This window comes from Bacteroides intestinalis DSM 17393, assembly GCF_000172175.1.
GTDB classification, from domain to species: domain Bacteria; phylum Bacteroidota; class Bacteroidia; order Bacteroidales; family Bacteroidaceae; genus Bacteroides; species Bacteroides intestinalis.
Genome location: NZ_ABJL02000008.1, coordinates 510,559 through 526,213, shown reverse-complemented (window position 1 = coordinate 526,213; position 15,655 = coordinate 510,559). Strand labels below are relative to the sequence as shown.

The 15,655-nt window shown below is 37.7% G+C and carries 15 protein-coding genes; 12 read left to right on the top strand and 3 right to left on the bottom strand.

Annotated elements, in window-relative coordinates; translation table 11 throughout:
* The 5 genes from BACINT_RS11700 to BACINT_RS11680 are packed head-to-tail and all read left to right on the top strand — an operon-like array spanning nt 1 to nt 4,986.
* The gene (locus BACINT_RS11700) at nt 1-846 is read left to right on the top strand and encodes an SDR family NAD(P)-dependent oxidoreductase (RefSeq protein WP_044155012.1); all 846 of its coding nucleotides are present in this window, start codon (nt 1-3) and stop codon (nt 844-846) included.
* Between the two features lie 30 nt (nt 847-876).
* The gene (locus BACINT_RS11695) at nt 877-2,007 is read left to right on the top strand and encodes a glycoside hydrolase family 88/105 protein (RefSeq protein WP_044155011.1); all 1,131 of its coding nucleotides are present in this window, start codon (nt 877-879) and stop codon (nt 2,005-2,007) included.
* Nucleotides 2,008-2,017: 10 nt separating this feature from the next.
* Complete coding sequence (locus BACINT_RS11690) at nt 2,018-3,316, top strand: alpha-l-rhamnosidase (RefSeq protein WP_007663221.1); 1,299 nt, start codon at nt 2,018-2,020, stop codon at nt 3,314-3,316.
* A 6-nt stretch (nt 3,317-3,322) separates the two neighbouring features.
* Nucleotides 3,323-3,637, top strand: coding sequence for an L-rhamnose mutarotase (gene rhaM, locus BACINT_RS11685; protein WP_007663220.1), 315 nt, complete (start codon nt 3,323-3,325; stop codon nt 3,635-3,637).
* Between the two features lie 41 nt (nt 3,638-3,678).
* A complete protein-coding gene (locus tag BACINT_RS11680; protein WP_007663219.1) occupies nt 3,679-4,986 on the top strand; it encodes an alpha/beta hydrolase family protein in 1,308 nt (435 codons plus the stop codon).
* A 53-nt stretch (nt 4,987-5,039) separates the two neighbouring features.
* On the opposite strand, the gene ispE is transcribed toward BACINT_RS11680, so the two are convergent.
* From ispE to BACINT_RS11665, 3 genes are all read right to left on the bottom strand, one after another.
* Nucleotides 5,040-5,870, bottom strand: a complete 831-nt coding sequence (gene ispE / locus BACINT_RS11675; RefSeq protein WP_007663217.1) for a 4-(cytidine 5'-diphospho)-2-C-methyl-D-erythritol kinase — start codon at nt 5,868-5,870, stop codon at nt 5,040-5,042.
* A gap of 172 nt (nt 5,871-6,042) precedes the next feature.
* On the bottom strand, nt 6,043-6,744 hold the full coding sequence (locus BACINT_RS11670) for a DUF4373 domain-containing protein (RefSeq protein ID WP_007663216.1): 702 nt from the start codon (nt 6,742-6,744) through the stop codon (nt 6,043-6,045).
* 31 nt (nt 6,745-6,775) lie between these two features.
* Nucleotides 6,776-7,138: an SH3 beta-barrel fold-containing protein gene (locus BACINT_RS11665; protein WP_007663215.1), complete on the bottom strand. Its 363-nt coding sequence runs from the start codon at nt 7,136-7,138 to the stop codon at nt 6,776-6,778.
* A 1,178-nt stretch (nt 7,139-8,316) separates the two neighbouring features.
* Between BACINT_RS11665 and BACINT_RS11655 the strand changes: the two genes are divergently transcribed.
* The 7 genes from BACINT_RS11655 (at nt 8,317) to BACINT_RS11625 (ending at nt 15,626) form a co-directional block, all read left to right on the top strand.
* The gene (locus BACINT_RS11655) at nt 8,317-8,853 is read left to right on the top strand and encodes a UpxY family transcription antiterminator (RefSeq protein ID WP_007663213.1); all 537 of its coding nucleotides are present in this window, start codon (nt 8,317-8,319) and stop codon (nt 8,851-8,853) included.
* A 55-nt stretch (nt 8,854-8,908) separates the two neighbouring features.
* Nucleotides 8,909-9,397: a UpxZ family transcription anti-terminator antagonist gene (locus BACINT_RS11650; RefSeq protein WP_007663210.1), complete on the top strand. Its 489-nt coding sequence runs from the start codon at nt 8,909-8,911 to the stop codon at nt 9,395-9,397.
* 728 nt (nt 9,398-10,125) lie between these two features.
* Nucleotides 10,126-11,436 (top strand): UDP-glucose dehydrogenase family protein, encoded by a 1,311-nt coding sequence (locus BACINT_RS11645; protein WP_007663208.1) that lies wholly within the window; start codon nt 10,126-10,128, stop codon nt 11,434-11,436.
* Between the two features lie 220 nt (nt 11,437-11,656).
* On the top strand, nt 11,657-13,201 hold the full coding sequence (locus tag BACINT_RS11640; RefSeq protein ID WP_044155007.1) for an MATE family efflux transporter: 1,545 nt from the start codon (nt 11,657-11,659) through the stop codon (nt 13,199-13,201).
* 2 nt (nt 13,202-13,203) lie between these two features.
* On the top strand, nt 13,204-14,175 hold the full coding sequence (locus BACINT_RS11635; RefSeq protein ID WP_007663204.1) for a glycosyltransferase family 2 protein: 972 nt from the start codon (nt 13,204-13,206) through the stop codon (nt 14,173-14,175).
* A gap of 15 nt (nt 14,176-14,190) precedes the next feature.
* On the top strand, nt 14,191-15,375 hold the full coding sequence (locus tag BACINT_RS11630; RefSeq protein ID WP_007663202.1) for a Coenzyme F420 hydrogenase/dehydrogenase, beta subunit C-terminal domain: 1,185 nt from the start codon (nt 14,191-14,193) through the stop codon (nt 15,373-15,375).
* Nucleotides 15,372-15,626 (top strand): hypothetical protein, encoded by a 255-nt coding sequence (locus BACINT_RS11625; protein WP_007663201.1) that lies wholly within the window; start codon nt 15,372-15,374, stop codon nt 15,624-15,626. Before BACINT_RS11630 ends, BACINT_RS11625 begins: the two co-directional genes overlap by 4 nt.
* The last annotated feature ends 29 nt before the right edge of the window (nt 15,627-15,655 follow it).

The window sequence follows — 15,655 nt, the reverse complement described above, 5'->3', positions numbered from 1 at the left end:
ATGAACAATATAAAAAAAGAAGAAGTGGCTGTCGTTACGGGAGCCGGTGGTACGTTATGTTCGGAGTTAGCTGTAGACTTGGCTCGGAAGGGCTATCGAGTAGCCCTTATAGGTCGTAGTCTGGAAAAGTTGCGGAAGACGGAGAAGATGATAAAAGAGGCGGATGGGAATGTTTTGTCTGTTTCGTGTGATGTTCGTAATTTAGCGGAAGTAAAGAGGGCACATGCTTTAATTAACGAACAGTTTGGTGCATGTTCGATTCTTATTAACGGGGCGGGAGGTAACCAGCCGGAGGCGGTGACTAATATCAATGAATTTAACGAACGGGAATTGGAAGAGGAGCAAGGAGAATTGCGCGGTTTCTTTAATCTGGACATGAGCCGTTTCTTGGATGTGATTGATGTAAATATTATGGGCACGGTTATTCCTTGTCAGGTTTTTGCCCCGGATATGGTTCGGTTGGGCAAAGGATGTATCATCAATTTTGCATCAATGAATACTTATCGGCCTTTGTCGCGGGTACCAGCTTATGCCTTGAGCAAAGCAGGTATTGCAAATTTCACCCAATGGTTGGCTGCCTATCTGGCACCGGCCCATATACGTGTGAATGCCATTGCTCCGGGATTTTTTCTGAATGACAGGAGCCGTAAGCTGTTGATGACTCCGGATGGTAACTTTTCGAAAAGGGGAAGTAACATTTTGCGTCAAACACCCATGAAGCATTTTGGGGAAGCGCAAGAGCTGGTAGGTTGTATGAACTGGCTTATCAATGAAGAAGCTTCCGGCTTTGTAACCGGCATTACCATACCAATTGACGGAGGCTTTCTGGCTTGTAGCGGAGTCTGATTTTAAATTTTGATTAATGAAATGTTTATTATGAAAAACAAGTTTGTAATTCTACCGATTATTGTGTTCTTTAATTTTCTTGCGCTGAATTCACAGCAAATACCGAAGCAGGAAGAAACTTTGAAACACATGCTGTTGGCCAATAATTATTTTATGGTCAAATATCCGGATCCTTGTCAACCTACATTTGTACATACCTTACGGCCAAGCAATATATGGACGAGGGCTGTATATTTTGAAGGTTTAATGGCTTTTCATGCCATTTATCCCCAAAAGGAATTTTACGATTATGCATTGAAATGGGCGGAATTCCATAAATGGGGGTTGGATAAAGGGACTGTTACTCGTCATGCAGACAATCAGTGTTGTGGGCAGACTTATATTGATTTGTATAACATTTGTCCTGATGATCCCAATAAAATCAAGGATATAAAATTATCCATTGACATGATGGTGAATACACCTCAGAACGATGACTGGTGGTGGGTAGATGCTATCCAGATGTCTATGCCTGTATTTGCTAAGTTGGGCAGACTGACTGGAGAACAATCTTATTATGACAAGATGTGGGATTTGTATTCATTCACACGCAACCATCATGGCGATAAGGGGTTGTACAATCGTAAAGACGGGCTTTGGTATCGCGATAAGAGATTTGCCCCGCCTTATAAAGAGCCTAACGGACGAGACTGCTACTGGTCTAGGGGCAATGGATGGGCATACGCTGCGCTGGCGCGTGTCATGAATCTGATTCCCCGAAAAGATAAGCATTACAAGGATTATCTGAAAGACTTTTTGCAGATGAGCAAGGCCATTAAACTTTGCCAGCGCGAAGACGGTTTTTGGAATGTAAGCCTACATGATCCCGGTAATTTTGGTGGAAAGGAAGGTACCGGTACCGCTTTATTTGTATATGGTTTGGCATGGGGAATAAGGAACGGTATTTTGGATCGTGACGAATATCTGCCAATGACCTTGAAAGCTTGGAATGCTTTGGTAAAGGACTGTATGCATCCGAATGGTGCATTGGGATATATGCAAGGGAGAAGTAATAGTCCTAAGGCCGGTCAGCCCTTAACTTACGATTGTATACATGAACCGGAGGATTTTGCAGTAGGCTGCTTTTTGTTAGCCGCTTCGGAAATATATAAATTGAAATAGCATAAATATTATGTATAGAAATATTTTGTTACTCATATGCGGGCTGTTGGGGAGTGTCTCTCTGTTACATGCTCAGAAACTGGTCAAAGCTGGTATGGGATATAGCAGTACGTCTGTTAATACTGCCATTTTTCGGACAAACTCCGTTACTTCGAAAGGAAATATGCAATTTATTGCCTATTATGACGAAGATGGATATCTGACCTTGGGAAAACGCCGTTTAGGAAACGACCGTTTTGAAATACTCCGTTCACCTTATAAAGGAAAATGCGAGGATGCCCACAACGTTATCAGTATTGGTATCGACGGTAAAGGTTATCTGCATGTGGCTTTTAATCATCACAATGCTCCGTTGCAATATTGTAAGAGTGTAGAAGCTTATTCCCTCCGGCTGGATACGTTGCAATCTATGTTGGGTAAAGATGAAAGGAAGGTGACCTATCCCGAATTTTATACATTGAAAAATGGTGATTTGCTGTTTGCTTACCGTTTGGGTAAGTCCGGTCAGGGCAATCTTGTACTGAATAGGTACGATGTACGGAAAGGCCAGTGGAAGCGCTTGCAGGATACTTTAATTGATGGTGAAGGACAGAGAAATGCATACTGGCAAATGTGTGTTGACAGGAAAGGAAGCATACATGTTTCCTGGGTGTGGCGTGAGACGTCTGCTGTAGAGACGAACCATGATTTATGCTATGCCTGTTCCAAGGATGGAGGAATCACTTGGCAGAAGTCAACCGGTGAGCGGTATCATCTTCCCATTAATGTGAGAAATGCAGAATATGCATTTAAAATTCCTCAGAAAAGTGAGTTGATAAACCAGACAAGTATGGCTACTGATAAAGAAGGCAATCCTTTTATTGCCGCATATTGGAAAGAACCCGGAGATGCTTGTCCGCAATATCGATTAGTCTTCATAGGAAAAGAAAATTGGCAAATGGTAAAGGTTGCCGATAGGCATACGGATTTTACGTTAAGTGGGCGCGGTACCAAGATGATTCCTATGTCACGTCCTCGTTTGGCTGTTGATACCCGGGGAAAAGGAATATATTATATATATCGTGATGTAGACCGTAATAGCCGGGTGACGGTAGCATATTCGGGTGACCTTTCAAAAGGGAACTGGAATGTGAGCGATCTGACGGATTTTTCGGTTGATGCATGGGAACCAAGTTATGATACAAATTTGTGGAACAAGAGGGGAATGCTGCATCTTTTTGTACAATGTACCTCACAGGGAGACGGAGAGAAGGTGAAGCAATCGGTTCCCCAACAAGTATATGTATTGGAAGTAGATACAAAACAATAAATAATTATGAAACGAGAAGCATTTAAAATGTTTTTGAAGCCGGGGTGCGAGGCTGAATATGAAAGAAGGCATGCACAGATATGGCCCGAATTGAAGCAATTATTGTCAGAAAACGGAGTTTATGATTATTCCATTTATTGGGATAAGGATACCAATATCCTTTATGCTTGTCAGAAGATCAAAGGAGAAGCTTCATCCCAAGAAATGGGAAATACTCCTATTGTACAAAAATGGTGGGATTATATGGCTGATATAATGGAAGTCAATCCGGATAATTCTCCAATAAGTATTCCACTTATAGAGGTCTTTCACATGGAATGAAATAGAGATAAGTCTTAAGATTGAATTACACGGACAACTTTATGAAAAAGAATATAGTAATTCTATTTTTGTTGATTGCCGGTTGGGGGTATGCTCAAAAACCAGCCTATCTGGCTTCGAAGTTTACAAATGGATTACGCGATTTTTTTGTTTATTATGATAGTTGTTTTGAGGCAAGGCATCATTTACCCGGACTTTTTCCTTGGTTGGAGAAAGATAGAGTGGAAATTAAGGAAATTGTACGAAAGTCACTTGCCATAAAAGAGGAATGGATTCCGGTGATTAAGACCCGAATAAATGGAGTCACACGAAATCGGGACTTCATAGTGCAGCATTTGCAATCCGTTTCGTGGAATAATTGTTACGGTGCAGCTCATTTGTATATTCCGTCCAATAATGATGCGGATAAAGGTTTACCTGTTGTATTGCTGGCTTGCGGACATGGAAATAACGGTAAACTCTATCCTGCTTATCGGAAAATGGCAGAATATTTGGCTTCCAGCGGCATTGCGGTATTAGTACCGGACAATATTGGTCAGGGTGAACGTCATTTCATGGGACATTATTCCGCTCCCGGAGTTTTTGAGTGTGGACTGACTGTACAGGGATTGATAGTTATGGAAACCATAGGATGGCTCAATTGGATAAGAAAGCAAAGAAATTTTAATATCGAAAAGATTGCTGTATGTGGTAATTCTGGTGGAGGGGCGCTGGGACTATTCTTGGCATCTGTTGTACCTGAAAAATTCTCTGTACTGATTTCATCTGGCTATCCTTCTACGTTCGAGTATGTTGCCCGCAAGGAGAAACGGCATTGCCATTGTAACATTGTTCCGGGAATTATTGGAAAAGTGGAGATGTGGCAGGTTTTGGGGTGTTTTGCACCTAAACCAATGTACCTCCTGCAAGGAAAATCAGATGAATTCTTCCCGGTAGATATCTTTTACCGAGTATGTAGACAAGTAGGAGATGTTTATCACGAATCGAAGGTTTCAGTGAATTTTAAGGCAGATGTATTTAACGGAACTCATGACTGGGATGATACACGTATTTTGGGGATCGCACAATATCTTTGTAGACAATTTGATACTTTTTGTAAGCAATGGGATGAATTTATGGGTAGTACCCGATTAATAGCTTCTGACTGCTATGATAAATGGCCAATCAATGCGCTTGATATAAACAAACTTGCCGAACAAATTTCAGGCAATAAAATTAAAGCCAATAAATTGAGAGATGTTTTTCCGCCATTTCACATTCCGATAGAAAAATCAGAAGTAAATTACAGGCTACCTCGCGGGGATTGTGGAGAAATCTTTGCACAGTTTAATGCTTTTCTTGGATTATAAAAAGTTATTAAGAATAGGGGGACTCTCCATGCTGTTGTGAAGAGTCCCTTTATTTATTTTAATGCTCCTTGGTATACAAAGGTCTTTTCTCCGAAATCTTCTTTAACAGATTTATTATATTCCGGTTTGAACAATCCGAATACGGATGAACCGGACCCTGTCATTGCCGCATATACGGCTCCTTCCTGATAGAGCTTCTCTTTTATCTCTTTGATAGCGGGGAATTGAGGGAATACGCTTTCTTCGAAATCGTTCACCATTCGTTCTTTCCATTCCTCTATAGGTTGCTTTATGACTTCTTTCAATGGAATTTCCTGCCGATGAGGCTTTATTTGCGCAAAAGCGTCACGAGTGGATACAAAGATATCCGGTTTTACTAAAACAATCTGATATCCTTTTAAGGATAAGGAAATAGGAGAGAAGATGTTTCCTATTCCCTCTGCATAGGTTGGAGCGTTCCGGATGAAAAAGGCACAATCCGCTCCTAATCTGGCGGCATACTCTTCTAAGTTCTTATCCGACAATTTCAGGTTGAACTTCTCATTCAGCAATTTCAGCATATAAGCTGCGTCCGATGAACCGCCGCCTAATCCCGCACCGGAAGGGATATGCTTGAACAGGTGAATATCTACGGGAGGAAGGTTGAATCTTTCATCTAAAAGCTTATAAGCTTTCACTACTAAGTTATTTTCTGCTTCTCCCGCAATTTCCAATCCCGCCTGATGCAGACGAAACTTCTGCGTGCTCTCATTCCATATATTGACTTCTAACGCATCTTCTACGGGGACGGGATAGAATACTGTTTCCAGATTATGATATCCATCAGGACGTTTCTCTACAATGTTCAGTCCCAGATTTATTTTAGCATTCGGAAATGTTATCATGGTGTTTTCTATCCATATTCAAAGTGATTTATGTAGCAAATATACGAATTTGTTTAAAGCAGAAAGCAAAATCTGGATATTTTTGTTTATAAAAGAAAGCAGTTTGAACTTGATTGATTTGAAAATAGTAAAAAGGTTGCTCTTGGGGGAGAGCTAACCTTTTTGAGATTTTCTAGTTCTGTAGTAGCTTTAAGATATATTTTCCCGGCATAACAATCCGTGCCTTCATCTGTGGTGAATTGTTGATGTCATAGATGATTTTCCAAATTTTGCCTCCCAATCTTCCGAAGTCCGTCAGTCTGAGAATAGCGTTTTTCTCTTTTATGGATGCAACTTTTTGCCGTTCCAATTCTGCTATCAATCCTTCGTAGTTGTGCGTCTGCCTGTTGAGTGCATACTCTGGAGGAACAAGAAGAATCTCCTCATTCTTCACTGTCTCCCCTTGGGGAGATATAGAGGGGTCTGTTTTATTTTCTTTATTCTCTTTATTTGTTGCTAAAGCGTTGCTTGCCTTTGCATCTCTGATTTTCTGTTGGTTAGCCAGTCCTCCATGCTTGCCTGCCTCTCTGTTCGCTTCGCGCTTGGCTTCCAGTGGTCTCATCCGCAGGATAAGACCGGGCGATGAAAAGGCTGTATCGTCTACCTCAAAGAGTTTATAATTGTAGATAATTCGCTTCGAGGTAGTCACTGTCACTCTCATCTTTTGTGCCAGGATAGGCAGTACCCTCAGATCGGCTTTATATCCGTTCTGTAACCTCAGGAATTCAAGCAGCATCCAGTAGATGCCATATCCTTTCATTCCTTCTTTTTGTATCATCATCATAATTTTAAAGTTATTGCCTGCATTGGCATCATGTAATAAATATGAATCCATAATTCTTCATTCTTAATATTTCATTCTTCATTTAAACAATCGGTCTCCATTCCAGGAAGTTTTCAATTTGGAAGGTCCTCCATCCTTGCTGTTCTATATCCCAGTATGCTACATGGTTTTTGATGCGCTCAATATCATATTTCCGATGGAAATCGGATTCATAATAAATAAGTGTTCCTCTTGCCATGTAGAATTCGCCATTTTGTTTTCTGTAGGCTATCAGCGCACATCCGTATGGCATGTACTCGGTCAACTGTCGGATGCGTAGTGCCATCCATGCAATGGTTTCTTCGGATAAATCGGTTTCTTGCCTGATAAGTTTTTTCCATAGATTTTCTACTCTTTCTTCTTTCGTTACATGATTTGGTTGGTGACCCAACATCTTTTTCTCCATTTTAATAATTTTAGTTGAATATAAATTGTTAATAATCAACCTACTGTGATGGCTACACCTTTTGCTCCGGATAGCTACACCCTTTTATGCTTAGGGCTACACCATCCGGGTGAAAGGGTGTAGCCCTTCCACTGTCAGGTTGACGGGGCAAAGTTATGCCCTTTCTTTGGAGTAAACTATCAATGATTTATCCTTACATCATATCCATAGGGGTCTATATGTTCCGTATCTTCCTTTTGTATCACTGCCCATATCTTTCTTAGTTCTGTCATTAAACTGCTTAGTTCCAATAAAGTATCTTCTCCTTTTTCGTGCTTTAAACCATCACCCGATTCGTATAAATGCATTCCCAAAGCGCTTATGGTGTTAATATTTAGACCTCTGAAATAGCCTAATTTGAAACTTCTTAGAACTCCTACATACATGTGGGTTTTTGTACCTGCATAATACCGTTCAGCCAGTAAATTTTCGTCGACTATACTAATTCTGCTTACTGTTCTACTACTGCTTGTGCTCTGATTTACAACTTGATGTGACCTTTTCTTTGTGTCAGATCCATTCTGATTCTCTTTTTTTTAAATCTTTCATATTGCATAAATTTTAATTATGGATTTAACTGATATTTACAGTTAAAAATGTCGCAAAAGTAGAAAATAAAGTTCAGATATGATAATGGAGAGAAGGAAAGTGAAAAGAATGTAATTTTTTGTTGGATTCAAATAGCTGTAAATTAGATTGGTAACTTCGTTTTTGAAGGTGTTTAAAAAAACGTTCGTTTAATGGACGTCAATTCTTTTTAAAAATGGGAGATGAAGAAAATAATAAAATGAATAGATGTTAACTGATATTTTTAGTCCCATTTTATTGCTCATAATCAGAATATTAGCATATAAAAGAAGTAATCACAAGAAGATTTTTTATCAAACATTTTGTCGTTTCCAAAAACACCTCTATCTTTGCGTCCATTAAACGAACGTCTAAAAGACACTTTTTATTTGTGACTGGTTCGTTTATAGCTTTTTACCTGAAAGGTAATGAACTACTGCAGAAAATCTGTTGGCAAGAAGGACGCAAAGCTTGCTATATTCTACATAAAGCGTTCGCAAATGATTGAATTTCAAGTGTATGCAAGGAATTCAAAGCCCCGGGAGAACACCCTTTTTTGAAATAATCATAAAATGGAAGTGGAGAAAGAGAGCGAAATATGGTATGCCATGCGTGCTACTTATCGTAGGGAGTTGGATGCTATGCGACTACTTGAAAAAGAAAAGTTGGGTTGCTTTATTCCGATGCAATATAAGATAAGTGTAAAGAAAGGTAAGAAAGTTCGTGTTTTGATGCCCGTCATCCACAATCTGGTTTTTGTTCATGCCTGTCCTTCTGAAGTGAAGCGTGTTAAATCACAGATCAATTACTTGCAATATATAACTGATACTCGTAGTGGGCAGAAAATAATTATCCCAGACAACGATATGCAGCGTTTCATTGCTGTTGCCGGTACCTACAACGACCATCTCTTATACTTCCAACCCGATGAACTGAATTTGTCTAAGGGTACCAGAGTTCGTATTATCGGTGGTGATTTCGAAGGGCAGGAGGGGCTTTTCTTGAAAGTGAAAGGTGCACGTGATCGTCGTGTGGTTATCGAAATACAAGGGGTTATTGCTGTTGCTATGGCCACTATCCATTCGGATCTTATAGAAGTAATCGAATAATTAACAGCTGTCATTTGGTGGCTGGTAAATCATAAATTTGAAATCATAAATTGTTATGACTCTTTCCGAAGAAACATTTGCTCTTCAGCGTGCAGCGCACGAACTGATGTATTTAGGTATGGACGGGAGTCCGGTCTATAGCGATGACCTTTCCCGTCGTAATGGTGAAGTTTATCGTCTGACCACGGCTTTGTATAACTCTGGTGCCAAAGGTTCTACTACTGAAGAACAGGCAAATGTCTGTCTTGCTCTTTTGATGGGCTACAGTGCCTCTTTCATTGATCACGGTGAAAAACAGAAGCATGTTCAGGAAGTTTTGGATCGTTGTTGGGACATCCTTGATGTTCTTCCAGCTTCATTACTGAAACTTCGTCTGCTTACTGCCTGTTATGGTGAAGTATTCGATGAACCTCTAGCTGATGAAGGTCGTTCCATTATCGCTTCTTGGGATTCTGCAACACTTACTTCTGATCAACAGGAGGCCATTGTGGAGTTTCAGAATGTGGTTGATAATCCTTATCCGTGGGAATATATTGATGAATAAGAATTTCATAATATTGGGTAAATACCTAAATTAGAACTCAAATATCTTGATGAAGTTCTGATAGATATTGCTCATCTTTGCTGTCTTGCCCATGCTCGTGCCAAGTTTAAGGAGGTTTTGGAGCAAAGTTGTTAGAAAGCTCGTTACTTTCTATTGAAGAGGGGGCGTGAGGAGGAATACAGACGTTTAGGTTTGCCTGCCGATGAAATCCGCAAGCGTCGGAATGATGCTTATACCAACGGTGTGATGGAGGATTTGTAGAAAGAATTGTTTGACTTGCTTGTATTACCTAAATCTGAGATGAGCGACTTGATGCAACGTGCTTTGAATTATCTTTATTCGCTCTGGAAGCAACTTTTCAACTATTGGAAAATGGAGAGCATACCATAGACTACTTAGCGGCTGAGCGGGTTATACGCTCCTTGACTGTACAACGGAAAAAACAGCTTGTTCTTTTGCAGTACCCAAGGAGTATTGAACTCGGCGACCTATAATACATTTATAGAAATGTGTAAGTAGATGGGTGTTTCGTTCAGGAATTACTTTCGAAGGGACATGAAAGAACTCTAGGCAGGAAGGGTAGATTACGAGAACCTGCTTCCACAGACTATAGGTCTCAAATTAAATAATAAATGTTAAAAATATATTTCAAGATTTTGGTAGAAACTCTCAGGCATCTGTTCTAAGTGGTGTATACCAGGTTTTGAACGCTTACAAATAATTATACGATGAATATTGCAATTGTAGGAACCGGGTATGTTGGCTTGGTTTCAGGTACTTGTTTTTCAGAAATGGGAATCAACGTAACATGTGTTGACGTTGATGAAAAGAAAATAGAGAATCTTAAGAAAGGTGTAATTTCTATCTATGAACCTGGTCTTGAAGATATGGTTCGTAAGAATATACAAGCGGGCAGATTGAACTTTACTACTGATCTTGCCGATGTTCTTGATGATGTAGAAATCGTATTCAGTGCAGTTGGTACACCTCCCGATGAAGATGGCTCTGCCGATTTGAAATATGTGCTTGCGGTTGCAAAGGCTATTGGGAAAAATATAAAGAAATATACAGTTGTTGTTACAAAATCTACTGTCCCTGTAGGAACAGCAAAGAAGGTGAAAGAAACTATTCAAGCCGAACTTGACAAGCGAGGAGAGAATGTCAAGTTTGATGTTGCAAGTAATCCTGAGTTCTTGAAAGAAGGGGCGGCAATCAAAGACTTCATGTCTCCAGATCGTGTTGTAGTGGGGATAGAAAGTGAGAAAGCGAAAGAAATAATGTCACGGTTATATAAGCCTTTTATGCTTGTGAGTGACAGGCTCATTTTTACTGATATTCCATCCGCTGAAATGATTAAATATGCGGCAAACTCAATGCTTGCAACGCGTATCTCATTTATGAATGATATTGCTAATCTTTGCGAGCTTGTAGGTGCTGATGTAAATATGGTTCGTAAAGGCATTGGTACAGATACCCGTATTGGAAAGAAATTTCTTTATGCTGGTTGTGGATATGGTGGTTCTTGTTTTCCAAAGGATGTAAAAGCACTTATCAAGACTGCTCAAAAAGTAGGATATGATATGGAAGTACTTCAGGCGGTAGAGTCAGTAAATGAAAAACAAAAGTCGATTTTATTCAATAAGCTGATGAAGCATTTTAATGGAGATATTAATGGTAAAACTATTGCCATATGGGGGCTTGCTTTCAAACCGGAAACTGATGATATGCGTGAAGCTCCTGCATTGGTATTAATTGATAAAATAATCAGTGTAGGGGCATCGGTTAAGGTCTATGATCCGATTGCAATGCCAGAATGTAAGCGTCGTATAGGTGATAAGGTAGTGTACTGTAAAGATATGTATGAAGCGGTTGTAGATGTTGATACTTTACTTCTTGTTACAGAATGGAAAGAATTCCGTATGCCAAGTTTAGAAGTACTTAATAAAACAATGAAGAATAAAGTGATTATTGATGGGCGAAATATTTATGATGCTAAAGAAATGGTAGAAAGTGGTTTTGACTATTATAAGATAGGATAACAAGTATCTCTCATATCGGGGATTAAAATGCAAGCTAGGTTAAGATAAGTTCTTAAATACCTGATGGGGAAATACTAATCGTAAGTCAGGGCAAAGATTAGTCGCTGAAAGCAAAAATAACTGAATTTGAAAGTCAGAATTTAATTATAGGCGTATATGCCATGATAAGAACAATAAAGAGGCTTCTGTTCTATCCATAAAGAATATTACAAAAATAATAATGGTAAAAAACTCTTCTTCATCAAATAATAATCTAATTGTAAAGAATACGGCATTCTTATATTTTCGAATGCTATTCTCAATGGGGATTACATTGTATACCTCAAGATTAATCTTGACTATTCTTGGTATAGACGATTTTGGCATTTACAATGTTATTGGAGGTATGGTTTCAATGTTTCTATTTCTGAATACCGCAATGAGTAGTGCTACATCCCGATTTCTTACTTTTGAGATTGGTAAGGGAGAAAACTCTGAAATATCAAAGGTTTTTTCTGTTTCATTGACGACTCATTTAATTATCATTGCCATTATCTTTGTTTTATGTGAGAGTATAGGAGTTTGGTTCTTAAACTCTAAGATGATCATTCCTGAAGACAGGGTATATGCTGCCAATATTGTACTTCAGACCTCAATTGCTGCTTCACTTATTAATATCATTCAGGTTCCATATAGAGCTATTGTTGTCTCTTATGAAAAAATGGATATGTATGCCTATATAGAGATATTTAATGTAGTATCGAAATTATTGATAGCTATAGCATTGATATATACTACGTGTGATAAATTAATAACATATTCATATTTGTATTTGGTTACCTGTATCGTCGTTTTTCTTATTTACGCAGTTTATGCTAACTTTAGATGTGTCGGTGCAAATTTTAGTCCAAAATTAGATAAAGATATACTAAAACCAATGTTAACTTTTACTGGTTGGGATTTCTATGGCAATGCTAGTGTGGTAGCGAGAACTCAGGGGGTAAATATGCTCTTAAATATATATTTTGGTCCCGTACTTAACGCAGCCAATGGTATTGCGACACAGGTACAAGGTGCAGCTATGAGTTTTGCAGCAAATGTAATGGCTGCGTTTAAGCCTCAAATTATCAAAAGTTATGCTTTTAACGACTTTGCCCGAATGAATCAACTTATATTTGCAGCAGGAAAGTTTGCAACAGTGTTGATGCTTCTTACTTCTATCCCCTTAATGATAGAGATGGAGTTTGTATTAACAGTATGGTTAGGAGATTGGCCCAAATATACTGCAGACCTTTGTCGTTTAACTATTCTTTTTAATATGTTATCTAATCTATCAGCTGTTTTGATTATGGGTATTCATGCTACAGGAAATGTTAGAAGACCTAATGTGATAAACGGGACTATATATCTTCTTGTAATACCAATTACTTATATGATTTATAAATATATTGGAGCTGGACCACTATTGCCATTTGTTATTAATATCATAGCTGTTATTATAGGGCTGTTATGCAATATGTGGACATTAAGCATTCTGGTTCAATCATTTAAACTTAAGAAATTTTTCGTGTCGATTTTTATCAAATGTTCTATTATAGGCTTAGTAACCTATGGGGGGACCTATATAATTCATACATTATTAGCAGAAGGTTGGGGGACACTGTTTTTTATAATTTGTATTAGTAGTATAATATTACTCTTTCTTTCATATTTTATATTAATGGATTCAACAGAGAGAGATTTCATTAATGAGATAGTTAAATTAAAAGTTTATAACTTTAAATAATCATGGACATATTAGTAAGTATATTAACTCCTTGTTACAATGGAGCTAAGTATATTGATAGATATGCAAAGTCATTATTAGCACAAGACTATTCAAATTGTCAGCTCATTTTTATGGATGATGGTTCTACTGATAATTCAAAAGAGCTTATTATGTCGTATGAAAAGCAATTTAAAGATAAAGGCTTTTCATTTGAATATCATTACCATGATAATTTAGGATTAGGAGCTACAATTGCAGAAGGTATCAAATATGTTAAAGGGGTGTATTTAGTTTGGCCTGATGTAGATGACACATTACCGGTCGATTCTATTTCTAAAAAGGTATTTTATTTAGAGCAAAAGGCGGAATATGGACTTGTTCGTACAAGGTTTATGAAGATAATTGAGGGAACAGGCTTTAATCATTCAGAGATTGGTCCATCTTTTAAATTTGATCCTAACAAGGAAAATCTTTTTGAGGATTACCTATTATCAAGAGGTGCTTGGCTTCAGCCTGGATGTTTTATGGTTAGAATGTCTGCATTTGATGATTCTAATCCCAATCGTTACATATTTCCAACACGGAGAGGCCAAGATTGGCAGATGTTATTGCCAATCATGTATAAATACAAATGTGGATTTATTGATGAACCTTTATATGAATATTATATACGTAAAGGTAGTATGTCTGATCAAACAAATGATATTTTAGAGACTGTACTTCATAGGTATGATATGTATGAGGAGTTAATAACTGAGACAGTAAAGCACATGAATATATCTAATTGTAGCATGTATATTCAAATGGTTCACAATCATTATTTGGAAGAAAAGTTAGGAAGGTCTTTTGATTATTGTGATAAGAATAAAGCAAAAATATTCTTTAATGAACTTCGAAAAAATAAAGCTGTGACCCCAAAAGCTTTAGTTAAATACTTATTGGTACAAACTCCATTTTTGAATAATGTAATAAATAGATTACGATCACGCTAATCCTGCGAGAAATTTATGTTTAAAAATATTTCTAAAATAGGAATAGACTGCTGTGGCTGTGGTAACTGCTTCTATATATGCAAAAAGGATGCAATTTCGTTAAAGGCGGATGATGAAGGTTTTATTCAGCCTTTTGTAAATTATAATTGTGTGGATTGCGGGGCATGTTTGAATGTTTGTCCACAAACAAAGGAAGTACAAACAATAGATAATCAGCAAGCTTATATTGTACTTACAAAAGATGCGAATATAAAGAAAATATCAGCTTCAGGAGGGGTGTTTGGAATAGTTGCAAAAAGTTTAGTAAATGAGAGAAATGCCTATGTGTGCGCAGCATCCTTCGTAGAAGGAACTGTAAGGCATATTATCACTCAAGATTATTCTGATATTAAGAAATGTCAGGGATCGAAATATGTTCAAAGCTCTTTAGAAGATTGCTTGCCAAAAATCAAAGGAATTCTTAAGGATAAGCAGAAAACTGTTTTATTTTGTGGTACTCCATGCCAAGTAGCAGCTGTTTACTCTTTTTTGGGAAAACGCCCATCAAATCTTTATACTTTAGATCTTATTTGCCATGGAGTTCCTAGTCCATTGTTTTTTTTAAAAGATTTAAAGCATTATTGTAAGCATCCTGAAAGATTAAGCGATGTAAGGTTTAGGTGGAGAAACCCCATGAGTAATGAGGGTAAGAGTTCTTTCATTCTATCAATAGAAGAGCAAAATATGAGTCGCCTTTATTCGTCAAGTTATGATCCTTACTTTGCTACCTTTATGAAAGGTGAGTCATTCAGATTATCATGCTATCAGTGTCATTATGCAAATTTAAATCGAGTAGGAGATATTACTATCGGCGATTGTGATTCTGCAAAGTTATATCCAAATTTTCACCCTAACGAAAGTAAGTCTTCGATAATTGTAAACAATCCAAATGGAACTTATTTATGGAGTATGGTGAAAAAGAATTTTTTTTATACATATCTAGATTTGCAATATGAGGCTGAAATCAATCATCAACTTTCTATCCCCTTTAAAAAGCCATCGAGTCGTTCCCAAATTTATAACGATGCAAAAAAAATGAGCTATTGGAAATTTAAGTCTAAATATGCTGCACCTACTACTATACGACAGAAAGTGCTGGCAATAGTCCAAACCTACATACCGTTTGCATATAAGTGGATTATTCAAAGAACATTAAAATGAAAATAGGAATAGTAACTTTCCATAGGGCTACAAATTGTAGTGCGATTTTACAAGCATATGCACTTGTATCTTATCCCAAAAGCTTAGCTCATGAAACTGAATTTATTGATTGCAAATCAGAAGGAATGGCATCTTTATTCCGTCCGATAAACGTACCAAGTATTATTCAGAAAGTAAAGAGACTTTTAATTAATATTTATATGATACTTTTTTTAAAAAAAGAAGGATTTATTGAAAACAGTAAATACTAATCATCAGCTATCACATTCTCTTAAGCGGC